The sequence below is a fragment of the Nostoc flagelliforme FACHB-838 genome, from assembly GCF_014698065.1.
Classification (GTDB): domain Bacteria; phylum Cyanobacteriota; class Cyanobacteriia; order Cyanobacteriales; family Nostocaceae; genus Nostoc; species Nostoc flagelliforme_B.
This window is the reverse complement of the sequence record NZ_JACJSI010000099.1, coordinates 1-22,454: the sequence shown is the minus strand read 5'-3', so window position 1 is coordinate 22,454 and position 22,454 is coordinate 1. Positions and strand designations below refer to the sequence as shown.

General features: G+C 41.8%; 16 protein-coding genes and 1 pseudogene. 6 read left to right on the top strand and 11 right to left on the bottom strand.

Annotated features, from left to right (window positions below; all coding sequences use genetic code 11):
- Positions 1-112: 112 nt before the first annotated feature.
- Together H6G97_RS29485 and H6G97_RS29480 are read left to right on the top strand one after the other, a co-directional pair.
- Positions 113-1,890, top strand: a pseudogene (locus tag H6G97_RS29485) (hybrid sensor histidine kinase/response regulator); the annotation flags it as partial.
- Between the two features lie 605 nt (positions 1,891-2,495).
- On the top strand, positions 2,496-3,215 hold the full coding sequence (locus H6G97_RS29480; RefSeq protein ID WP_190944077.1) for a response regulator transcription factor: 720 nt from the start codon (positions 2,496-2,498) through the stop codon (positions 3,213-3,215).
- 327 nt (positions 3,216-3,542) lie between these two features.
- On the opposite strand, the gene H6G97_RS29475 is transcribed toward H6G97_RS29480, so the two are convergent.
- From H6G97_RS29475 to H6G97_RS29460, 4 genes are all read right to left on the bottom strand, one after another.
- Positions 3,543-5,291, bottom strand: coding sequence for an NAD+ synthase (locus H6G97_RS29475; protein ID WP_190944076.1), 1,749 nt, complete (start codon positions 5,289-5,291; stop codon positions 3,543-3,545).
- An 86-nt stretch (positions 5,292-5,377) separates the two neighbouring features.
- Positions 5,378-6,124 (bottom strand): NUDIX hydrolase, encoded by a 747-nt coding sequence (locus tag H6G97_RS29470; RefSeq protein ID WP_190944074.1) that lies wholly within the window; start codon positions 6,122-6,124, stop codon positions 5,378-5,380.
- The gene (locus H6G97_RS29465) at positions 6,085-6,684 is read right to left on the bottom strand and encodes a nicotinate-nucleotide adenylyltransferase (RefSeq protein WP_190944073.1); all 600 of its coding nucleotides are present in this window, start codon (positions 6,682-6,684) and stop codon (positions 6,085-6,087) included. Before H6G97_RS29465 ends, H6G97_RS29470 begins: the two co-directional genes overlap by 40 nt.
- A 50-nt stretch (positions 6,685-6,734) precedes the next feature.
- Positions 6,735-8,147, bottom strand: a complete 1,413-nt coding sequence (locus H6G97_RS29460; RefSeq protein ID WP_190944072.1) for a nicotinate phosphoribosyltransferase — start codon at positions 8,145-8,147, stop codon at positions 6,735-6,737.
- 453 nt (positions 8,148-8,600) lie between these two features.
- Between H6G97_RS29460 and H6G97_RS29455 the strand changes: the two genes are divergently transcribed.
- Entirely contained in the window at positions 8,601-8,753 is a 153-nt protein-coding gene (locus H6G97_RS29455; protein WP_190944071.1) for a hypothetical protein, read from the top strand.
- A 708-nt stretch (positions 8,754-9,461) separates the two neighbouring features.
- Entirely contained in the window at positions 9,462-10,151 is a 690-nt protein-coding gene (locus tag H6G97_RS29450; RefSeq protein ID WP_190944070.1) for a PEP-CTERM sorting domain-containing protein, read from the top strand.
- Between the two features lie 88 nt (positions 10,152-10,239).
- Here the strand turns inward: H6G97_RS29450 and H6G97_RS29445 are convergent, their stop codons facing one another.
- From H6G97_RS29445 to H6G97_RS29420, 6 genes are all read right to left on the bottom strand, one after another.
- Positions 10,240-11,754 carry a trehalase family glycosidase gene (locus H6G97_RS29445; protein WP_190944069.1) on the bottom strand — a complete coding sequence of 505 codons (1,515 nt, stop codon included), beginning with the start codon at positions 11,752-11,754 and terminating at the stop codon, positions 10,240-10,242.
- Positions 11,755-11,852: 98 nt separating this feature from the next.
- Positions 11,853-14,651, bottom strand: coding sequence for a malto-oligosyltrehalose synthase (gene treY, locus H6G97_RS29440; RefSeq protein WP_190944068.1), 2,799 nt, complete (start codon positions 14,649-14,651; stop codon positions 11,853-11,855).
- A 493-nt stretch (positions 14,652-15,144) separates the two neighbouring features.
- On the bottom strand, positions 15,145-16,992 hold the full coding sequence (gene treZ, locus H6G97_RS29435) for a malto-oligosyltrehalose trehalohydrolase (protein ID WP_190944075.1): 1,848 nt from the start codon (positions 16,990-16,992) through the stop codon (positions 15,145-15,147).
- A 234-nt stretch (positions 16,993-17,226) separates the two neighbouring features.
- Positions 17,227-17,631: a thiol-disulfide oxidoreductase DCC family protein gene (locus H6G97_RS29430; RefSeq protein WP_190944067.1), complete on the bottom strand. Its 405-nt coding sequence runs from the start codon at positions 17,629-17,631 to the stop codon at positions 17,227-17,229.
- 202 nt (positions 17,632-17,833) lie between these two features.
- Positions 17,834-18,208: a response regulator gene (locus H6G97_RS29425; protein WP_190944066.1), complete on the bottom strand. Its 375-nt coding sequence runs from the start codon at positions 18,206-18,208 to the stop codon at positions 17,834-17,836.
- Between the two features lie 159 nt (positions 18,209-18,367).
- Complete coding sequence (locus tag H6G97_RS29420) at positions 18,368-19,408, bottom strand: sigma-54-dependent transcriptional regulator family protein (RefSeq protein ID WP_242055385.1); 1,041 nt, start codon at positions 19,406-19,408, stop codon at positions 18,368-18,370.
- 622 nt (positions 19,409-20,030) lie between these two features.
- Here H6G97_RS29420 and dps point away from each other — a divergent pair.
- Entirely contained in the window at positions 20,031-20,603 is a 573-nt protein-coding gene (gene dps / locus H6G97_RS29415; protein WP_190944065.1) for a DNA starvation/stationary phase protection protein Dps, read from the top strand.
- Positions 20,604-20,890: 287 nt separating this feature from the next.
- A complete protein-coding gene (locus H6G97_RS29410) occupies positions 20,891-21,607 on the top strand; it encodes a pirin family protein (protein WP_190944064.1) in 717 nt (238 codons plus the stop codon).
- A gap of 143 nt (positions 21,608-21,750) precedes the next feature.
- Here H6G97_RS29410 and H6G97_RS29405 read toward each other — a convergent pair whose 3' ends face one another.
- Positions 21,751-22,227: a sugar-transfer associated ATP-grasp domain-containing protein gene (locus tag H6G97_RS29405; protein ID WP_242055383.1), complete on the bottom strand. Its 477-nt coding sequence runs from the start codon at positions 22,225-22,227 to the stop codon at positions 21,751-21,753.
- Positions 22,228-22,454 lie beyond the last annotated feature (227 nt).

The window sequence follows — 22,454 nt, the reverse complement described above, 5'->3', positions numbered from 1 at the left end:
TTTTTGTAAATTCTCTTTCTGTAATTTACTTAAGTATCCTTTGGCTGGCATAGCAGTAAGTCCACGAGTTTATTTAATTTACATTTTATGCAAATTAGATGTGGAACAGCTTACCTTTGTGAATGACCGGGTAGCAGAAGCTGTTGGCATTCAAAAGGAAGAGTTGCAAGGTAGGATAATTTGGGAAGTGTTTCCAGATGTGGTTAAAACCGAGTTTTATACTCAGGTTCATCGGGCAATGACTCTGCCAAGGCCTTTGGCGAACGCACAACAAACTGTTGTTCAGTTTGAATACTTTTATGCGCCTTGGCAGCGCTGGTTTGAGAATCGCATCTACCCCTTTGCAGAAGGAGTAAGCGTTTTTGTTACAGACATTAGCGATCGCAAACAGGCAGAAAATGCACTTCGTAAAAGCGAAGAAAAGTTCCGCAATAAGGCCAGACTGAGGAAGTAGGTCTGGGATTTGGCTGGTTAAATGCCGTGCATCCAGAGGACTACAATGAAGCCAGGAATGTTTTTCTGACAGCTACCAAGAGCTGCTCGGCTTTCCGTTTGGAGTACCGCTTGCGGCGTAAAGATGGTGAGTATCGCTCTTGCATCGACGCGGCGAATCCCTGGTTTGGGGGAAACGGTGAATTTAAAGGTTACATTGGCTCAGTGATTGATATTACAGAACGCAAAGTAGCAGAAGCCGAACGCGATCGCCTCCTGGTACTTGAGCAAGCTGCTAGAACTGAAGCCGAAAGAGCTAACCGCATTAAGGATGAGTTTCTAGCAGTGCTTTCCCATGAATTGCGATCGCCTCTCAATCCCATTCTTGGTTGGGCGAGACTCTTACAGACGCGTGAGTTTGACGCACCAGCAGTGAAGAAGGCGATCGCAACTATCGAGCGGAATGCTAAATTACAAGCTCAACTAATTGAAGATTTGCTCGATGTCTCTCGGATCTTACAAGGCAAACTCAGCCTAAAAATGTTTCCTGTCAATCTAGTGTTTGTGATAGAAGGCGGATTGGAAACAGTGCGTTTGGCAGCAGAAGCTAAAAATATTCAAATTCAGACAATGCTGGATGCTTCTTTCGGGCAAGTTTTAGGTGATTCTGGTCGTTTACAACAAGTCTTCTGGAATCTATTATCGAATGCAGTTAAATTCACTCCTGAAGGAGGAAAAATTGATATTCAACTGGAGCGCGTTGACGCTCAAGCTCAGATTACAGTCAGCGACACAGGCAAGGGAATCACTCCTGACTTCCTCCCTTATGTATTTGAATATTTTCGTCAGGCTGATGGCACAACAACGCGAAAATTTGGTGGCTTGGGGTTAGGGTTAGCAATTGTCCGTCATTTGATAGAATTACATGGCGGCACGATTTGGGCAGAAAGTTCAGGTGAAGGGAAAGGAGCTATTTTCCGCGTTAGGCTACCGCTAATTAAAAAAGATTTAACTCCAAAAGAACACACAAATACTAGTGCATTAAATCCTTTTTCTACAAGTGAAATCCTTGCAGGTACGCAAATCTTAGTTGTGGATGACGACGACGATACTCGTGACTTTCACACATTTGTGTTAGAGCAGGCTGGAGCAAGGGTAGTTGCTGTGACATCAGCAAAAGAAGCACTAGAAGTCTTGGCAGAGTCAGAACTAGATTTTCTTCTCAGTGATATTGGGATGCCAGAGATAGACGGCTATATGCTGATGCGCCAAGTTAAGGCATTGATGGCATTGCAAGTCAAACAGATTCCCGCGATCGCTTTAACTGCTTATGCAGGAGAAATCAACCAGCAACAAGCACTCGAATCAGGGTTTCAAAAGCATCTGTCCAAACCCGTCGAACCAGAGGAGTTAGTCAAGGCAATTGCAACTCTGATTGGCAGGAGTGGGAATAGCTAGGGTTTCTGGGAAATTACAGCATCTTTCTCCTCTGCTCCCTGCTCTCAATCCTTAACTTGTCATAGTGGCAGGTTGAAACTTGTAGTATAGTATATGCTTAAAAGGGCATCTATATGTAAATGTACCAGGGTAGATTTTCGTAGACCTTAATTCAAGAAAATATGCCCTTTGGCTTGAGTACATTTGGGTAATTAGGAGTTAAGCATCTAGATTGGCTTATAGCTGAGTTTGTGAGCCTTTGTAGATGTCTAATTAATGGGGGAGTGCTTTTGTCTTTTAAAATTGTAAGGATTGCCGTGGCATTTAGTGTTTTTCTGGACTATTGCGGTTATGAAGATGGTCTAAAACTAGGTGTATTTAAGTATGATTAAAGATGAAATTATACCATACAAATGCAAAACTATACAAAAACCATACAAGAGTTATACGTTTTATTAGCACTATAATGGCTGAAGTTTTCCTAAACTTCATGGAAAATTGATTGTACACAAGTACTACAGTAGCGATCGCACTCAGCAGAGATGCGCGTGAATATACTCTCAACAAAAACACGTAACGCAAAACTGGCACAAGAACGAATCGCCCAATCAACAATAGGCAGCATTATGGTTATGGTTCCCGCTACTACTCCCAAAATTCTGATCGTCGATGACGACTTCGGTGTTCGAAATCTCGTTTATCGTTTTTTAAGTCGCAAATATCAAATAGAGGCCGCAGCAGATGGTAAGGCTGCCTTATCGTTGTTTGAGCAATTTAACCCAGCTTTAGTGATTCTGGATTGGAATTTGCCGGATGTTACTGGTTATAGCCTCTGTCAAGAGATGCAAAGTCGTACTAATGTTTTAGTGTTGATACTGACTAGTAGGACTGAAGAGGCTGATAAAATTAAAATCTTGAGCGCAGGTGCTGATGATTTCATGACTAAACCATTTAGTCTTGCAGAAGTTGAAGTTAGAGTAGAAGCTCTTTTGAGGCGGATACGCTACATCAATCCCTCCCCAACACAACGTATCATTTTCAAGCAGCTAGTAATTAACCCAGAGGGACGGGAGGTAACACTTAATAATAAACCTCTCGCTTTAACAGCGTTAGAATTTAATATTTTACATTTTTTGGCAAGTCATCCTAATCAGGCTTGGAGTCGCCCAGAATTAATCCAAAAAATCTGGGGTTGCGATTACATAGGAGATGGACGCGTGGTTGATGTGCATATTGGTCAGCTTCGCAAGAAGATGGAAGTCGATCCTAGCATACCGGAGTTTATTAAAACTGTACGCGGTTATGGTTACAAGTTTGAAGCACCTGATGATAATCCTATTTCTTAAGTTTCCTGATTTCAAGAGTGCTTGATTACAAAGAATGGCTCAGATAACTTGAGTTAATTAACAGTGTTGATACAAACTGATTTGGTAATTTCGTGTCTGTTCAAGCCTCAGACAGTAATACCAAGCTGCCAAAGTTAGCATTGTTTAAAATCTAAGCGCTGCTGGACTAGTTTTCAAGCAAATAATACTATGGTAATTAAGGGGGGCGAGTACGTTGTTCTGGTTCCCAGAGTTGTACCCCTGCTTTTAAGCAAGCTAGGCGCAGCGTCTTTGAATAAGAGAAGCAACTGGCGCGTGAGGTTTCATGACTGTTGTTAGCATAACTAATTACTTGATTTGTGGCTGGGCATCTTGTCCATCCCCAGAAACCAAGGTAGGTCTAGCTATGGTTTTAGTCTGGTAAGCGTTTTTCAAGCCAACCCAGTTACTGGCGATGGGCATTCGCCAACCGGTTCCAAAAGCGCGATCAGTGATTTTCAAGCCGGGGGGTGCTTGTCGCCGCTTAAATTCAGCCCTCGCTACCATTTGGATTACTCGGTCTACAATCACCGAATCATGTCCGGCTGCAACAATTTGTGCTGCTGATTGGTGATTGTGAATCAGGCGTTGCAAAATATCGTCCAAAATTTCGTAAGGCGGGAGAGAATCTTGATCGACTTGGCCTGGTTTGAGTTCGGCGCTGGGTGGTTTAGTTAGAACATTTTGCGGGATGATTTCATTATTGCGATTTAACCATTGGCAAAGTGAATACACACGGGTTTTAGGAACATCTGCAATCACTGCTAACCCGCCATTCATATCACCGTAGAGGGTACAGTAACCAACTGCCATTTCTGACTTGTTACCGGTAGATAAAAGGAGATAGCCAAATTTGTTAGCGATCGCCATTAATAAATTACCGCGAATCCGAGATTGGATATTCTCTTCGGCCAGTCCAAACTCAGTACCTGCAAACAAATCACCTAATGTTTGATCAAAGCCTTGCATTAACTCGCCAATTGGTAAAATATTAGTCTTAATCCCCAAATTTTCAGCTAATGCTACAGCATCACTGATGGAATGGTCGGAACTATAAGGGGAAGGCATGAGAACACCGAGGACATTTTCTTTACCAAGTGCAGCCGTGGCGATCGCAGCTACTATTGCCGAGTCAATCCCGCCACTTAAACCCAATACTACTTTAGAAAAGCGACACTTACGAGCATAATCTCGCACTCCCAAAACCAACGCTTGCCAAATTTCTTCATCTCCCGATTCATAGACAGGTGCTACAGTACCTAATTGAAAATCCCGTTGCGCTTCGTCAAATTCAACTATTACTAAATCAGTGTCAAAGCCACGGGCACGACACATAACTTCACCTTGACGATTCAAAGCAAAACTCCGCCCATCAAAAATTAGGTCATCATTTCCGCCAACCTGATTAGCATAAATCATCGGTTGTTGAAAACGTATTGCGCTATGCCTGAGCATTGTTTCACGAAACTGCTGCTTGTCGGCAGTGTAGGGGGAAGCAGATAAATTTACAATCAAATCTACACCCAAAATTGCTAAGTCAGCAATCGGATTTACTGCATAACTACGTTTGCCCCAGAATTCCTCATCGTTCCATAAATCTTCGCAAATAGTTACGCCTATATGGATATCATCTAAAGTGAAATAATTAGCTTGCAAGCCTGGTTCAAAATAGCGACGTTCGTCAAATACATCGTAAGTAGGCAAAAGTCGCTTGTGAAAAACTTGTTTGACCTTGCCATTCTCTAACAAAGCCATGCTATTAAATAAAGTTTTACCACCACTAATATGTGCGTTAAGGTTCTGTTCAACAGTTCCTACTAACACAGCTAAATTTGCTGGTAAATCCTGAGCCAAGTTTTGTAAAGTGATGCTCATCGCTTCCACAAAACTAGGATTTAGTAATAAATCTCTTGGTGGATAGCCACACAAAGAAAGTTCTGGTGTCAGCAATAAACGCGCACCGCTAGATGCTGTTCGTTGTGCCGCCTCCAGGATTGTTTGGGCATTTAAGAGCAAATCACCGATAGTAGGATTAATTTGAGCGATCGCAATTTTCATTTTATTTGTCATTAGTCATTGGTCATTTGTCAAGAATCATTGGTAAATGCTCAAATAACTTACTTTGGGCTTTGCGTAACAATTAATTAAATAAACACCAAAGGTTTATCTTTTAAGGGAGCAAAAGCTTCGGCGTCAAACTTATACAAGCTAGCCGGACGGCCAGCACCCCGTGATACTTTAATTCCGGTATCGGATAAAAAACCTAACTTGAGTAGACGCGCCCGAAAATTAGAATAATCGGAAAAGTTATCACCTAAAACTGTGGCGTATAACTGATATAAATCATTCAACGTAAACATTTCTGGTAAGACTTCAAAAGCCACTGGACTATACTCTAATTTATTTCGTAATCGCCTGTGTCCATAAGCGAGAATTTCATTATGGTCAAAAGCTAATTGCGGCACTTGTTTTACTGGATACCAAGCTATGCCAGTCATGCGATCGGCAATTAATTCGGCTTCTTCAAATCGCACTAGGGCAAAGTAACTAACTGATAGATAACGCACACCATAACTATCAGTTGCTTCCCGTGGATCGCGATTTGGCCCGCCAAATGTATACAGTTGTTCTAAATAGAGATTGTTGACCTTAATTTTCTCTGCCATAATGCGATAGGCGGCATCTTCTAAAGACTCTCCTGGACGTACTAAAGTACCGGGAAGACTCCAATGATTTAAAAATGGTTCTTGCTGTCGCATTACTAATAGAACTAACAGCCGATTTTGTACAGTATCTACAGAAAAAATTACATTATCAACACCAACCTTGAAATCGGCCAAAGGTTGTTGGTTTAACGGAGTTGGTATCTTTTTTTGTGAACGTCCTGGCATTCGTACAAATGCTCTTGATTAATATAGGCAACTACAGGGGCTGTGAGGGCTTGAGAATCTCCATGTTCGCGGTACGCTGTTGAGGAAACATCTAGACCGGTCAGACTAGCGATCGCAATCTTCCCTCCCAGCTTTTGCACTACCTCTGAACTAGACTCATCTATTGCATATCCTGGTCGCGGCACGATCAGTAGTTGCACTTCCTGTAACAAATCTTCAATGCGATACCAACGTGGTAGCTGACTCAGCAAATCTGAACCAATAATCAACGTCAATTCCGCGTCTTCACCCCAAGTAAGCCTCGCTTTTTCGACTGTTTCCAGCGTTCTGAAGCTACTCAGTTCTTGTTCCAAAGCAATATTGTGCCGTGGTGCGTCTATATCCGCAATCAACAGTCGCAACATTGCCGCCCGATGTTCTAAGGGTGTTTGATGAGACTTAAATGGATTATCCGCCGCCCAAACCGCTACCCAATCATAACGCTCAGACAACCAACTCAGAATTTTTTGATGTCCCGCAGTTGGTGGATCGGCACTAGTACCAAACAAAGCAACTCTCATAATAATTCGTAATTCGTAATTCGTAATTAAGACATACCGAAAGAGTAATTTTATCTCTGTGTTCTCTGTGCCTCAGCGGTTCGTTTCTTAGTCTCCTCAGTCAACACCCGTAACCCCTCAGAAATCTCCACTTCTACAGCTACAGGATGATCCAAACGCCGTGTTTGTTGTGGCAAACTAGCAACTGAGGCGGCGGTACGCTGACGAATTGTTGCCAACGACTCCAACGGCTGCACCCGTTCACCTTCTTGCACTACCAACTGCAACAAAGGTTTTTCTTCCAAAGGAATTTCACTTAAAAGTCCCAACCTGTCAGCTTTTACCTGACCTCCCGTAAACGAGCGAAAAATCTGCTTGCGCCCTGGATAAGTAACTTTACCACTAGACTGCTTCATCACTGGGATACCATCAATGTCTACAAGTTTATAAACTCCATTTACAGGCGAACCTGTAACTAATCGTGTTCCCAATCCGTAACCATCAATTTGCGCTCCAGCACCTTTTAACCTGACAATTTCCCATTCGTCCAAGTCGCCACTGGCAAAAATTGGCACACCGGGAAGGAGCGATCGCACCTGTTTTGATAAGGTAACTAAATCTCCTGAGTCCAATCTCACTCCTGTTAATTGCATTTCCCCGGAATTTACTTTTTCGGCCAAACGCCCCGCAGCAGCAATGGTATCGTAAGTATCAATCAGCAATGGCGCACCCGGAAAATATCGATGAAATGCACTAAAAGCCTGTTCTTCAGTGCCTTCTATTGCTGACAACGCCATCACCAGGGCGTGTGCCATCGTACCACTCGGCTTTTGTCCTAGTTGTAGCGCTGCTAACACATTAGAAGTGGAATCTAAGCCACCTGCCAATGCCGCCCGTGCCGCCCACAAAGACCCTTGGGGACTAAATGCTCGTCTTGTGCCAAATTCTAAAAGTGTTGCTTGCTCTCCCGCTACATCCCGCAATCGTGCTGCTTTTGTGGCAATTAAAGTCTGGTAATTAATCGTATTCAGCAGGTAAGTTTCTACTAGTTGCGCTTGCCAAAGTGGTGCTTCCACTCGCAACAGTGGCTGATTGGCAAAGACGGCTGTTCCTTCTGGTACTGCCCAAACATCACCCGTAAACTTTCCCTCAGCTAAAAGTGACCAAAAGCGATCGCCTGCGTGAGCAAAAATTCCTGTTGCCTTTAATGCCGCAATTTGCGCGGAACTAAAACGGATTTTGGCTAAATATTCCAATGCCTGCGTCAGCCCCATTGCAATTAAATAACCAAAACCCTCTGGCAATCTTCTAACAGACAATTCAAAGCTTGCCCGTCGTTGTTCTATACCTTCGCCTGTGTAACAAGCTGCCATTGTCAACTGGTAAAGGTCGGTTAGCAAGCTGTAATTATCCGCAGAAACGTTTAGTTCCTGATTCTGCTGATGCTGTTTATATACATAGTCCAAATCTGGCAAAGTTGTCATGCAAGAGCTTCCTTACAAGATGCTTCTGTATTTATGGTAGTATTTACCATAAATAATGTCAACTCCCGGCAAGTATATTTTCTGAGATTGCCGTAAAACAGTAGATTTATCCGTAAATTAATACTAACTTTATCAAATACTTAATCTTTTTTAATAGTAATAGCTAGCAATAATGTTAATTGGATAAGGTGGCTAATGAAAGGAAACAATATCCTGTTAAAGGAAGTTTGTGTGTCAGCCTCTTTCCCCGGCCGGGGTTGAAGAAATAATTATGTTACAATTAGAATCAAAGAAGAAATTTTGGTTTTTTGACAAGCTAAAGTATTGCAAAGTTATCTGAATAAACATTTCATATATTCTCAATATATTGAGAATATGAGCAAGCTTTGAATATCAGTATTAGAGTATAAGTATCACCATTAAATGGACTCGAAAATAAGGAGTCAAAGTATTATGGCTATTTCGCAAATCATTGCTAACATCACACAGTATATTTCTGAAGCTGCAATGCGGATTTTTGGCCCTACGGATGATGCTTATCCTGCTATTGGCATACAACCTTTTACAGGTGAGCCTTACGATAAGCGTAGAGATGATACTTGGTAAGTGTTGATAAAGAATACAATACTCAAAATTCAGAATAATTCAGAATAATTTAGAATACAGACGAGGGGATTCAGCAGATGATTTATTCGTCTACACTGATTGAGCTTGTAGGTTGAAATTGAAGTTAGCGAATCTCAAACTGTTATTGGCTTTTTACCTCGTCATTACGTGCACATATTAGTCAGGTAATTGCGTATCCTTTGCTGATTCCTTTTTCGGTAGACTGAATCCTTATATCTTTTTTTATATTTACCCCCCTGTAGTCCCCTTTTGCCAAAGGAAAACTACAGGGGGGTTTCATAACGCGTATCTTTATACAGGATTAGTATCAATACGGTTCGGTTAACAAGTTATCTGTTGAGGTGAACTGTTTTTGAGCAGAGGGAGAAGAGAAATTACTTAATAAGAATCCTCTTCCCTCTCCTGCTTATCCGAACCGTATTGCGATTGCACATTTATTGTAATTGCTAAATTGAAAGAATAATTATGAAGAAATTATCGCTTTATACCATTTTTTTTAAAAAATAAAATAATTTTCTAATTTTTCGGTAAATTTTCTGTGAATTTTTTATAGCTATTTTTTCATTATTGCTGCTTTACATAGCAAGATAATCAATAAAATTTTAATGAAATCAGTCAGTAAATTTACTTGTTTAAAAAAAAAAGAACTAATTTAATATTGACGGCGAAATAAATGGATTTACTGAGATGAAAGTTACTACAATTGCTTCTATTCTTTTGACTGGAATGGGAGCTACTGTTATTGCAACCTCTGCACCAGCTTCGGCTGCAACTTTTGGTTTTCAAAATATTCTAGGAGGTAATACTGTTGGTGATGCTTTTGCTAAAGATTTTTCATTTGATGTAACTGACAATGGAGGTGGAACAGTTCTCTTCAAATTTTTAAATAAGGCTTCTTATACTTCTTATAACCCAGCGTTGAAACAGGTCGCTTTTAGCCTTGACAATAGCGTATCTAGTCTTTTGTCTAACATCAAGCTGAATGTAAATAATACTGGTAACGTTCTGTTTGAAGAAAGTACTAAAAATTTACCGCAAAGTAACAGCATTTCTGGATGGAATATTACAAACTTTGGTGCAGATCCAGACGGTGGTAACTCCAAAGCAGTACAATCTGGAGAATCTTTAGGTATTACATTTACTGCTAACTACAGTGCTGTTCTTGCAGCCATCAATGCTGGTACGTTGAAGCTAGGTATCCATGTAGGCAGTCTTCCAAACGGTGCTAGTGATAGCTATTATAATAGTGTACCAACTCCTAGGACACCAGTTCCTGAACCATCTATTTTGTTTGGAGCAGGTTTAGCTTTTGGACTTGCTACCTTGTTCAAAGGGAATCATGATAAAAAGTGGAAACAAGAAAAAATCAAAGCTTAATTATCAGTTTTGTTTTCTCTTTTATTAATCCTTAAAACTTAAAAAATGAGTAATATCAGGGCGTGAGAAAAACCTCACGCCTTTTTATTTAAACTTTTTTCCCACCGCCTGTTAATAGTTCCAGAATGACTCCATTTGTCCAGCCGAAGCCAACTTCGTTAGAACTATATCCAAAACAGATTTCGTCGGAAACGTTGGCAGAACAACGCTCAACATCATATTTCTCAACTAGGGTATTATGACGCTCGAATTCTTTAATTACCATTGCTAGAAATTTGTTGGCAATGCGATCGCCTTCTGTATGAAACCCATAACGGTGAAGTCCCTGGACGGCAATAAACGTCAACGGTGCCCAACCGAAAGGAGCGTCCCACTGGTTCCCGGTGACACGAGTACTGGTAAAAATTCCGCCTGGGGCTTCAAACAAAGAGAGGTTTTCCGCGACGCGCTGGGCTTGGGCTTGAGAAGCAATTCCTAGCCATAGGGGATAGAACGTAGTAGCAAATTCGTAACCGCGGCGTTTTCCACTCTGGAAGTGGTAATCCAAATAAAGCCCCTGTTCTTCATCCCAGAGACAGCGATCAATACGATCGCGGCGGATATCTGCACGATCGCGCCATTGTTTTTGCAGTTCTGCGTTCCCAAAAATATTGTGGATTTGCCCCAAGTCTTGTTCTACCTGATACAGCAAACTGTTGAGGCACACAGGAGCATAGTGGAGGATATCAGCACTGAAAGGGCCAAAGCGGTTGGTGATATCAAAACCGGACTCGCGCATGGTGCGATCGCCCTTGTAAAATAGGTGCGTCAGTTCGTCTTTTTCCCGGTTGTAGTAAAGACTAACGTCATAATCATCAACTTCAAAAGTTTTATAGTACTCCTTGACGCGATCGTAGTGGCTTTTTCCTTCATCATCCCGCTCAGAGAACAAAACTTCTGGCGCAGGGCCTTCTCCAAAAGCATAGAATCGGGATAAGCCTGTTGCCGGATTCAGGTGAGGCGGTACTACCCAGTAATAATAAAACTGTTCTAGGATCGGTATGGTTGACTTTAACCACTCTTCATCCTGGGTGTGCTGGAATAACGCCAAAACCATCATGCTGAGGACGGGGGGTTGCGATCGCGACAGCATATAAGTCCGGTTGGAATTCAGAACAGTTCCGTAATGCTGCACCTGGTACAACAACTGATCAACTTGGCTTTGTGCTATCTCCCATTCTTCGTCGTGCAAAAGCCCCAGTAATATAAAGTAGCTATCCCAGCCATACATTTCGTTAAAGCGCCCACCTGGAACAACATAAGGCCCTGGTAGGTATAGTAACCCATGCTCTTTAATCGCTTCCGCTTCAGTTGGCAAAGTGCGAATTTGCAGCCGTTGCATATCCTTGGAAGATAGCGATCGCTCCAATATACTCTGAATGTTGGGACAATCTTCTGAGGGTGAAATGTAGACGATCCAAGGAGTATCACTTTTATGGTCTAGTTTGGTATCTTTGGCAGATTGTAATAAGTGTTCGTGCGATCGCGTTAAGGTTTTCCAGGTTTTTTTGATATGGGCCCGCAGGGTGTCTATCTGCGTGGTGGTAAGTGTTGGGGTGATCATAATTCAGAATTTTTTTTAACGCAAAGGGACGCGAAGAGAATCGCAGAGGTACGCAGAGGTTTTAGGAGATTTTCTCTGCGTAGGGTAGATTTATGTTTTTACTCGGCACTACTAATTAATAGAGCGACTGGGAAATGGGCGAGGGCTGATCCGATAGATAGGGTTTGTGTAATTTGTAAGGGTTGTTGAGTAAGGACGTTTTTCCAGGTGGAGGGAGTTCCAGGGGGTAATAACAAGTGCGTATCTTTCCATATTGACTCGCCCAAGGGGTTTTCTCCTGGTTGGATGAGGCTTGTTAAAAAGCGAGGGGCGATCGCGATCGCTGTTTGATTGCCTTCCCGTCGCGCAAAGGCAATTATGTGATTGGCGTAGGTTCCCTGAACTTCTAAGGGGAGATAGTCACCGTCCTGGAATAATAAGACATAGTTTGCTCTGGCTTGGAGTAATTGAGCCGTTAAAAACAGTTTGATTCTACCGTCGGTTTTATCACTCAACAATTCTTGAATCAAAGCCAGAGTGTCGGTTTTCACCTGTTCGCGGATGGCGCTTAAGTAGGTGCGTCGCTGTTCAAAATCTACCGGGCGGCGGTTATCTGGATCGACTAGGCTTAGTTCCCAAAGTTCTGTTCCTTGGTATACATCGGGTACGCCGGGGGCGGTAATCTTCAATAGAGTTTGGGAAAGGGAATTGAAGATACCATACTCTGCAATTCGCTGTTGAAAGGGACGAAAGGTTTCTAGAAATTCGCCGGAGAGGGAAGGGTCGAGTACTTTCTCAATAAAGGAGGTGCAAGCTTCTTCATACTCGCTATCAGGCCGCAACCATGCTGTATGCACTTTCGCTTCTCGAATTGCCTTAATTATATAGTCTTTCACCCGTTCCACGAAGGACGCATGTTCGTGTTCTGCAAAGGGAAACGCCCCTACTAAGGTTTGATAGAGAAAATACTCGTCGTTGCGATCAGGCATAGCGAACCCGTGGCGATGGCTACGATGTCCTCGATTCATGGCACTCCAGGTATTTACCTGCTGATCCCATTCATCGGGGATTTCTGAGAGGATATTCAATCTGGCCCGCACATCTTCGCCGCGTTTGGTGTCGTGAGTGGCTGTGGTGTTCATTGTGTGAGGCCAGGTTTCTTGATGCTGTTTGTTAAAGGCATGAAATTTGGCTAAGTCAATGCCAAAATGTCCAGGATTTCCCCCCACTTCATTCAGCGACAGCAACCGATTGTAAACATATAATGTAGTGTCTTCTACGCCTTTTGCCATTAACGGGCCACTGTATTGCTGCATCCGCAAGACAAAATATATCCACTGTTCGCGTTCTGTTTGAGTCAGAGAATTATCAAACTCTAGCAGCATTAACTTTTCAATAAAGGTCAGTTCGTTTTGCAATAAGGGCGCTTGTTCTTTGGCTTGATCAATTACTTTCTGAATAGTAGCGCGATCGCTTTCTCCAATTCCATCAGGTGTAATGTAGGTGCGGTAAATCGGGAAGAGTGTCAAAACTTCGGCGATCGCTCTTTTTAATCCATTCAGCGTAAAATCATTGCCATAGCGATATTTGCTGGAAACATTCTTTAATAAAAGTGCCAGATTGTCAATATCACCTGCTAAATTCTTTTCCAAGATCAGGTGTTTTTTATCCTTTACTACTGAGGCATAATCTACTCTAGAACTGATAAAGTTCTGATAAATTTTATCGAAGGATGCTTCATTTTCTGTTTGACAAAACACGCCATTTACATAGTTGAGAAAGTCATAACCAGAAGTACCTTCAATTGCCCAGTTTTCCGGCAATTCTTCGGTGAGTTCTAAAATCTTTTCGACGGTGATATAAACATCTCCCGTCTTTTCTCGCAGCCTTTCGAGATACTGAATTGGGTTATAAAGTCCATCAATATGATCGATTCGTAAACCAGTAAATTTGCCTTCTTCAACCAGTTTCTGAATTAGGCTATGGGTATTATTAAAAACCCGCACTTCTTCAACTTTAACGGAAATCAGTTCATTAACAGTAAAGAAACGGCGGTAGTTCATTTCCTCCGCGCCAACTTTCCAAAAGGCAAGGCGGTAAAACTGGTCATTCAGTAATTCATCTAGGAGGTTAAAGCTTTCTGAATTACCGGGTTCTCCATTAAAAGTTTCGATATTTTCGTCAATGAACTCGCGGATGGTGTCGTTTGTGGTGTATAGTTCCCAAAGCAATCCTTTAATAAATGCGATTTGGTCTTGTCGCTGTTTTCCTGCAACTTCTGAGGGTACACTTTTGAGAATATACAGAATCCCCAATAGCTTAATAAAATCAGGATGATTGCGTCCCAGAGTGCGGGTGAGTTTGCCTAAATTATGAGTAATAAATTTTGTGTAAGACTCTAACCGCAGTGGCAGTTTTAAGCTGTAATAGTTGACAGTTAAACCGCTTTCTTCGTATTGCAGTTGAATGTGTCCGTTTTCCAGGGATGCACCATAGAAATCTCCCAGCAACGGCGCGAGAATTCGCTCTTGGCGATCGCCAAAGGGAGCATTCCAAGAAAGATCGAAGTAGTCGGTATAGCTGGAATCTGGGCCGTGTTCCAATACGTCCATCAAGTAATCGTTTTCGCTGCTATAAGCCATGTGGTTTGGCACAATATCTTGTAACCAGCCCATACCAAGGGATTGAATTTCAGCAGCTAATGCATCAAAAGATTCATTAGTTCCCAATTCTGGGTTAAGTTGAGTTGCATCTACTATATCGTAGCCGTGCGTACTCCCGGATCGTGCTTTGAAAATGGGGGAAGCATATAAATCGGAAATACCTAAATCTGCTAGATAAGCTGCGATCGCTTTGGCGTTGTCAAAGCCAAACTGAGGTGTAAACTGAATTCGATAAGTTGCGGTGGGAATTCGCATGGTTTTTTTAGTGGGGAGTGGGGAATGGGGAGTAAGGGGGATGTAGCTTTAGCTTCCCGCAGGGTGGGAGATGAGGTTTTGAAGGTAAACGCTAAACCTTTTAGAGGATGTTTGAAAAGTCCTCTTCTAGGTAGTGAAACGTTCTAGATCCCCCTAAATCCCCCTTAAAAAGGGGGACTTTGATTCCGGTTCCCCCCTTTTTAAGGGGGGTTAGGGGGGATCAATGAGTGCCTAACATCACAGCCAACCATTTTTTAAACAACTTAACTTTTTTACTCGATCGTTGAGCCTTGTTGCTTGAACCTTAAGCTTTATTGCTCGAACCTTAAGCCTTATTGCTCGAACCTTAAGCCTTATTGCTCGAACCTTAAGTCTTATTGCTCGAACCTTAAGCCTTATTGCTCAAACTTTAAGTCTTATTGCTCAAACTTTAAGCCTTATTGCTCGAACGTTCAGGTTATAAGGCTGAAACTTTAAGTTCTAACTCTCCCTCTTATCCTTTTTCATAGAGTACTAAACTATTAGGTTGCAATTTGAATTCTTGGCCTACAGACAGATGTTCAGGAGCTTCAGAACCATGCCCAGACCATGAGGTATCAACAGAGTCTAACAATTTATTAGCATTTTGCTCAAACGGCAGAGTCACTGTCACTGGAGACGAATTGAAATTCATCACAAATATTAGTTCAGTTGATTCGCACCAACGACGCACGACTACCACCTGTTTATCTTCATCGCTAGTCGCTTTAATGGAGTTGCGGTCTTGATTTAAAAGTGCTGGATGCGTCTTGCGTAAATTAATTAACTGGCGATACCAATCCCACAGAATCTTGTGCTTACCTTCATTACGTAATTCCCAGTTGAGTTTAGACTTTAGGAAAGTTTCTGACGATTCGGGATCTGGGGGATCATCTGCGAAGTGAAATGCTTCAAATTCTTGTTTGCGTCCGGCTCGAACTGCTTGAATTAAATCTGGATCGGAGTGGCTGACAAAGTAAATGAAGGGTGCTGTTTCGCCGTATTCTTCTCCCATGAACAACAGGGGTAAATTGGGTGATAGTAGCACAGCGCCAGCAGCTAACTTTAATCCCTCAAAAGAGATTCGCTGGCTGAGGCGTTCTCCTTTCATTTGATTGCCGATTTGATCGTGATTCTGAATACAGATTGTAAATTGTGATAGGGGGCGATCGCGGCAAGATACGCCATGAAAACGCTTACGGTGTGGTGCGTACTTCCAATCGTAGACAAAAGTATCTTCATAAGCTTTTGCCAACTGAGCCACTTGCCCAAAGTCTTGATAATATCCTTGGCGATCGCCTGTCAACAGTGCGTGCAATGAATGGTGAAAATCATCACTCCACTGGGCATCAATTCCATATCCACCCAATTCTACCGGACGAATTATTTGCGGATTATTCTGGTCACTTTCGGCAATTAGATGGCGTTTCCATTTTTGCCCTTGTTGTGAAAAATGATGAACTGCTTCCGCCAGTTCCCACAGAAAATGCTTTGCCCCCAAGTCGTAAATGGCTTGAATGGCATCCAGCCGCAATGCATCTATGTGGAACTCGCGCAACCAGTAAAGCGCATTTTCGATAAAATAATTTCGCACACCCTGACTATGGGCATCGTCGAAATTCAGCGCTTCGCCCCAAGGTGTTTTATAGGTTTTAGTAAAGTAAGGCGCGAACTGACTCATATAGTTGCCTTCTGGCCCAAAGTGGTTATACACCACATCCAGCACTACGGCAATTCCGTTTTGGTGGCAAGCATTTACAAGTTCCTTTAGATCGGCTGGGCTACCGTAGGAATTTTGCACAGCATAAGGATAAACGCCGTCATAACCCCAGTTGCGGTATGTTAGTGAAGCTTCAATATGGGCATCTCCCGGAAACTGGGAGATGGGCATAATTTCAATGGCGTTAATTCCCAGTTCTTTCAAATCCGGTAAGCGGGGAATAATAGCGGTGAAAGTTCCTTCAGGCGTCAAAGTCCCAACATGGAGTTCATAGAAAATCATCGACTCCACAGGAATTCCAGTCCACCCTTCATCAGTCCAATCAAAGTGTTGATCGACAATTTGCGACGGCCCATGCACCCCTTCAGGTTGATACTGCGACGCAGGATCGGCAAAAGCGTCTTGCCCATTTAAGACATACCGATAAAGCGTGCCTGGATACACATCGTTGACTTTCGTTTGCCAGTATCCCTCAGACTGAGGTTTGAGCGGAATTAACTGCTGTTCAGGTGTCAAAATTTGTACTGTAACACCATCTAATAGAGGAGACCAAACTGTAAATTCGCACTCTCCGTCACCCAAGTAGTTAGCACCAATTCTCACGCAGTATCCTCCCATCAGTTCCAGTTTGTTGTGCCGAATCGTGGCGCAATCGCAAATGTCATTGATTGCACAATGTTTACAAACACGCCAGATAGCATAATGGTTGGTCTAGCAGAGTTTTAGCTAGCACCTGGAGGCGGATTTTTGACCAAAACAAATTCTCTCTAATGACAAATGTTAAGGAAATGACGTAGAAAAAACGGAGCATTCGTAAGCTAGCACAGCGATGTATCCCTACGGCTTGCAGCTACCATCCACACAGTAGGCCGATTGATATGTATTGGAACGCTTACCAAATATGGTGTAGCGATTATCGCGGATTTGTTCGTAAAAGCGATCGCCTGCCCATTTCATGCCCGGTAAGGCTCGATAAGCGTCTACAAAAATACTTCCTGCTGGCAATAATCGCCCAATTTCTTCAGCCGCATCACTACCTTGCCAACGTCTCTGAGGTTCATTGGCATCAATTAAAATCATCCCCTGTTCACAGTCTTGGGTTGTAATTCCCCACCGTAAAAGTGTCTGCTCATCTTGCATAGGACTGTAGCGAAACAGCTTTCCTTGGTCTAAAGTTTCTAGCGATCGCACTAGAGTAACGCAGAGATTACAATTCCCATCGTAGATTACGTAGTAATTCATAAAAATAACTGAGTTGGCAGATGTGTTTAAATACAACTTTGGTATTCTAGCTTAAAAAACCGTAGCGATCACTCTTGCCTGAGTAAAGCTGTGCTAAATAATGTGATTCACCTCAGCTAAAACAAAATTTAATTTTTTAAACTGCAAAGCAAATTTAAATCATATTTAGCACCGAATGTCCTTGCCTGGTTATTGCTTATGATCAACTTGTTTCATAAGCTGACTCAATCATTATCAGTAATTTTGCAAGATCAACTGGTTTTCTAATAAAATATTCTATATTCAAAGAACTTGCTAATTCCTCTATATCTCCATAAGCGGTTACTAAAACAATAGGCAAATCAATCTTTTGCGCCTTTAATTGTTGATATACTTCAATTCCTGTTAGTTCAGGCATTCTATTATCTAAAATTAACAAATTAGGTTTTCCTTGAGCTATTTTTGCAATAGCTTCTTTACCATCTTTTGCTTGCTCTACTATCCAGCCTTCTTCAAGTAAAAAAGCTAACAGCATTCTACTATCTTCATCATCATCTGCAATTACTACTTTTCGTTTTTTTAAATCATTAAGTTTCATACTTTGTGGTTATTTGCTAACGGTAGATTAAAAATATAGGCTGCCTGAACTGTTTTAGAAATACCTAATGCCGGAATTGTGCGAAAACTTACTGTTGCTAATTCAGAAGTGTGGATTTTATCTACTTTTACTTCTACTGTTGTGCCTATATCTGCACGTTCAAAAGCTTGTAAAAAAAAAACTAAACAGCTTACGCAAAAGGCTTTTTTTATCAGACATTACCGTGATTGGTTCCTGCCAAAAGGTAACAACTTCAACTTTACGGATTGTGATTTCAGTTGAAAGGAGGTCTATAAGATCCTGGATACATTCAGTGAGTGATACAGGCTGGTTTACTCCTGTCTCGAATGACGCAAGATTCCGCCAAGTATCTGCACGGCGACGAAAAATTTGAATTGAGTTTTCAGCTTGTTGAAGTAGTTGCATTGCATAGTCTAACCGATTAACAACTACCATCCGAGATACAACTTCAAGTTTTAATCGTGCTGCATTATGTGATTGAATGATATCTTGACGCAGTTCTTCTAGTGGTTGATAGTCATCAGGATTTGATGCTAGTATCCGACGAACATCTTTTTCTAACTTAGTAATCAACAACTCAGCTTCAATACCGTGAGAGGCACATATCAATATTTCTTTTAACCGCTTATGAGCATCTGCACTACGCACAGAGATGCTAATTACTCCGACAATTTCCTGTATATCATTACGCAGAGGAATTCCCTGACAAGCAAATGGATGAAATCCCTCAATAAAATGTTCTGTTGATACGATTTGTACATAATCTTTTTCAGCTAATGGTGTACCAATACCATTAGCACCGGCTACGGCTTCTGATAATAAGGTACCGTGGGCAGGAAATGGTTCTGGGCCATGAATGGTTTCCTTATCACCTATGATATTTAGGAGAATTGCCTCTTGGTTACTTAACATTACTGCATGACGTTCTGTTCCCGCAGCTTGTGATAGGATGCGTCCATAGGGTTGAACTACATTAATTAGATAACTATGGGAATCTAATAAACGTTCAGTTTCTAGGGTTGAGAGTTTCTCTACTTGTAAAGCACGAGAGTTTGCACCTTGACAGTGTGATCTCTCCCAAGCACGATAGATATCTGAGCGCAATTTTTCAGCCACAATCGCACCAGTTGATCTATATATTCTTCCTGCTTCTAAGGCATCACTTGCTAAATGTGACATGGCGTTAAAAGGACTTGCCTGAAATATACTTAGGTTGTTAGGCTGTTTTATGATAGTGTATTTAAAACTATATTGGCTTATGTAAATTAGGCGTTGAAACTTTTATAATTCTATTAAGATTTCTAAAACGGCTGAATACCGATTATATTAATTTACTCTAGTTGCACGCTTAGGATTTTATGCGATCGCTAAGTTCTCAGTGATAGTTGCAAGAAAAATTGCACACCCACCTCTATAGGTAACATTAGCTTGGCTACGCGCTCAAAACGGCGTGATTATTCAGCTCGTTGGGGCACGTAAATTAACGCAGTTTCAAGATAACTTAGCTTCTTTTAGATGTCACTCTTTTGCTACAAAATTTGCAACATTTAAATGAAGTGAGTCAAATTAAACTGGGTTTTCCCTATGAGTTTTTGCAGAATGATGTAATTAGCGATGCCTGCGGTGGGCTGCGCCTACGCCTTTTCAGTAGCATATTAAATACCATAGTAAACTACCGTATTTAACTAATAGTAATAAACTTTAACATATTCAGACATTAATTCAATCCATCGTCAGAGAGTTTCGGACAACCAATCAATTCTGTAAAGTTAGATTTAAAAGGCATTAACAACGAAGAATCATGAGCGATAACAGCATTACATCACGTTTGTACCCTACCCGCATTGACATTCCCGCCGAAGCGCGAGTGCAAATCGTGGTACTTCTCAACAAAACTTTGGCAGCTACTTCTGATTTGAAAACCCAAGCAAAGCAAGCGCACTGGAATGTTAAAGGTACTGACTTTTACCAGTTACACTTATTATTTGATGAACTTGCTGGGGAATTGGAAGGATACATCGATATGGTCGCTGAACGCGTTACAGCTTTAGGCGGATACGCTTTTGGAACAGCCCGCGCCGCAGCTAGTAATTCAATTTTGCCAGAATATCCCTTAGATATTTTGGATGGCAAAGATCACGTAACAGCCTTATCAGATCGTTATGGATTCTATGCTAAACATCTCCGGGAAGCGATCGATAAAACTGATGAATTAGGCGACCTCGATACCGCTGACCTTTACACCGAAATTTCCCGCACCATTGACAAACGACTCTGGTTCTTAGAAGCTCATCTACAAGTAGCAGAAATTAAGGCAGAGAATGGCAAAGCGGCTACTACTAAAACTCAAAAGATCCCTGCTGGTGTAAAATAAGCACTTCTGAGAAAAGTAGTCTTTCTTAAATTCTAATAGTATCTTTTTGGTAAGTACGTCACTTTTAAGTGCGTACTTTTCTTTTATATGTATATACTTTACTATTGAAATAGTTCAAAACTAGGTCGAAAATTTTTAGAATATCTTCGACAAGCGATACATCAAGATTAATCTGAAACTTGAATAAGTTATTAGGTTACTGGAAATTTATCCTAATTCCATTCCTAACTTTTGTACAGACGCAATTAATCGCATCTCTAAATACTCATTAACATCGAGGTAAATATATGTCTCAAAATACAATTAGCCATCTAATTCATGATAGAAACGCCCGTGGTCACGCTAAAATGGGCTGGCTCGACAGTTATCACACATTTTCCTTCGGTAGTTTTTACGATCCGAACCGCATGGGATTTCGCTCTCTGCGAGTGATTAACGACGATCGCATCGCCCCTGGTGCTGGATTCCCTACCCACAGCCATCGTGATATGGAAATCCTCACTTATGTCTTAGAAGGTGCTGTAGAGCATAAAGACAGCTTGGGTACTGGATCGGTAATTCGTCCCGGTGATGCACAGATTATGAGTGCTGGTACTGGAATCAGTCACAGTGAATTTAATCCTTCGCAAACTGAACCACTACACTTGCTACAAATCTGGATTCTTCCCGATGAAGAAGGATTAGCACCAAGATACGAACAAAAAGCTTTTCCTCTGGAAGAAAAGCGCGGCAAATTACGCTTAATTGCTGCTAAAGATGGGCGCGATGGTGCTGTGACAATTCACCAAGATGTTGATTTATACACATCTGTTTTAGAGTCAGGTGATGTTGTTAATTATCAAGTCAAATCTGGTCGCTATGCCTGGTTACAAATAGCGCAAGGCATAGTTAACTTAAATGGTGAAGAACTCAGAGCAGGCGATGGAGTGCAAATCAACGGCGAAGAACAGCTAGAAATTAGCACCAACATCGGCGGCGAAATCTTGCTTTTCGATTTAGGTTAATTTTAAGTCTGTAGGGTGAGCATTCTAAGCCCAAAATCCCCGGCTTCTTTGAGAAGTCGGGGATCTTGTTTCTACGTGGTTGACCGCTTTAGAGTAATCCATTGCTAAAGTTGCTTTTAGATTTGGCCTCTAATAAACAAATATTAGAGCGGAAGCAAGTGACCAGAAAACACAGCAAATTTTTCTTGAGCAAAAGCAATTTTGTCTTGAAGTCCCGAAAGTTTTGGCAAAGTGCTATTGATCGCTTCTAATCGCGGTATTAATCCTTCTCGATTGGCAATTTGAATCGAAAGTCCAGGACGCGCATTGATTTCTAGTAAAAGCGGCCCTTTTTCGCGATCAATAACGATATCAACCCCAAGATAGCCAAACTCAGTTTTATCTCCTAACTTCGCAGCCATTTCTAAAATAGTTTGCCAATGAGGAATATGGCGATCGCATAACGGATGTCCCGTTTCCGGATGATTGTCAATGTAGCGGTTGTTTTGAATCCCAGCCAAAGTCCTGCCAGTAGCGAGATCAATGCCAACGCCAACGCCACCTCTGTGTAAATTTGCCTTGCCGTCGGAAGCTCGTGTTGGCAGGCGCAACATTGCCATTGCCCACTCGTGCCGGAACATTGGCTCTATTCAACAAAAATGCTGCTATTTGTGGGGTCGATTCTTCTTTTCTCAGGTTTCTACCAATCGTCTGAACCCGAATGTCATCTGTCTGGAGAGCTAATTGATAGATTCCAGGACTTACGCAACTGGAACAAATAGCGAGCGGGGCGTAGCCCTACCACACGACAATTTAAATCAAACCAAGCACATAGGAATACTTGGGCGTTTTAGTTGCTGAATTAAAT

Bases quoted from the DNA above. Each gene is read 5' to 3' on its own strand.
- H6G97_RS29480 (WP_190944077.1), top strand. From the start codon at position 2,496: ATGGTTATGGTTCCCGCTACTACTCCCAAAATTCTGATCGTCGATGAC.
- H6G97_RS29430 (WP_190944067.1), bottom strand. From the start codon at position 17,631: ATGAATTACTACGTAATCTACGATGGGAATTGTAATCTCTGCGTTACT.
- H6G97_RS29420 (WP_242055385.1), bottom strand. From the start codon at position 19,408: ATGTCACATTTAGCAAGTGATGCCTTAGAAGCAGGAAGAATATATAGA.
- treY (WP_190944068.1), bottom strand. From the start codon at position 14,651: ATGCGAATTCCCACCGCAACTTATCGAATTCAGTTTACACCTCAGTTT.
- dps (WP_190944065.1), top strand. From the start codon at position 20,031: ATGAGCGATAACAGCATTACATCACGTTTGTACCCTACCCGCATTGAC.
- H6G97_RS29405 (WP_242055383.1), bottom strand. From the start codon at position 22,227: ATGTTCCGGCACGAGTGGGCAATGGCAATGTTGCGCCTGCCAACACGA.
- H6G97_RS29455 (WP_190944071.1), top strand. From the start codon at position 8,601: ATGGCTATTTCGCAAATCATTGCTAACATCACACAGTATATTTCTGAA.
- H6G97_RS29445 (WP_190944069.1), bottom strand. From the start codon at position 11,754: ATGATCACCCCAACACTTACCACCACGCAGATAGACACCCTGCGGGCC.
- H6G97_RS29460 (WP_190944072.1), bottom strand. From the start codon at position 8,147: ATGACAACTTTGCCAGATTTGGACTATGTATATAAACAGCATCAGCAG.
- H6G97_RS29465 (WP_190944073.1), bottom strand. From the start codon at position 6,684: ATGAGAGTTGCTTTGTTTGGTACTAGTGCCGATCCACCAACTGCGGGA.
- H6G97_RS29470 (WP_190944074.1), bottom strand. From the start codon at position 6,124: ATGCCAGGACGTTCACAAAAAAAGATACCAACTCCGTTAAACCAACAA.
- H6G97_RS29475 (WP_190944076.1), bottom strand. From the start codon at position 5,291: ATGAAAATTGCGATCGCTCAAATTAATCCTACTATCGGTGATTTGCTC.
- H6G97_RS29425 (WP_190944066.1), bottom strand. From the start codon at position 18,208: ATGAAACTTAATGATTTAAAAAAACGAAAAGTAGTAATTGCAGATGAT.
- H6G97_RS29450 (WP_190944070.1), top strand. From the start codon at position 9,462: ATGAAAGTTACTACAATTGCTTCTATTCTTTTGACTGGAATGGGAGCT.
- H6G97_RS29410 (WP_190944064.1), top strand. From the start codon at position 20,891: ATGTCTCAAAATACAATTAGCCATCTAATTCATGATAGAAACGCCCGT.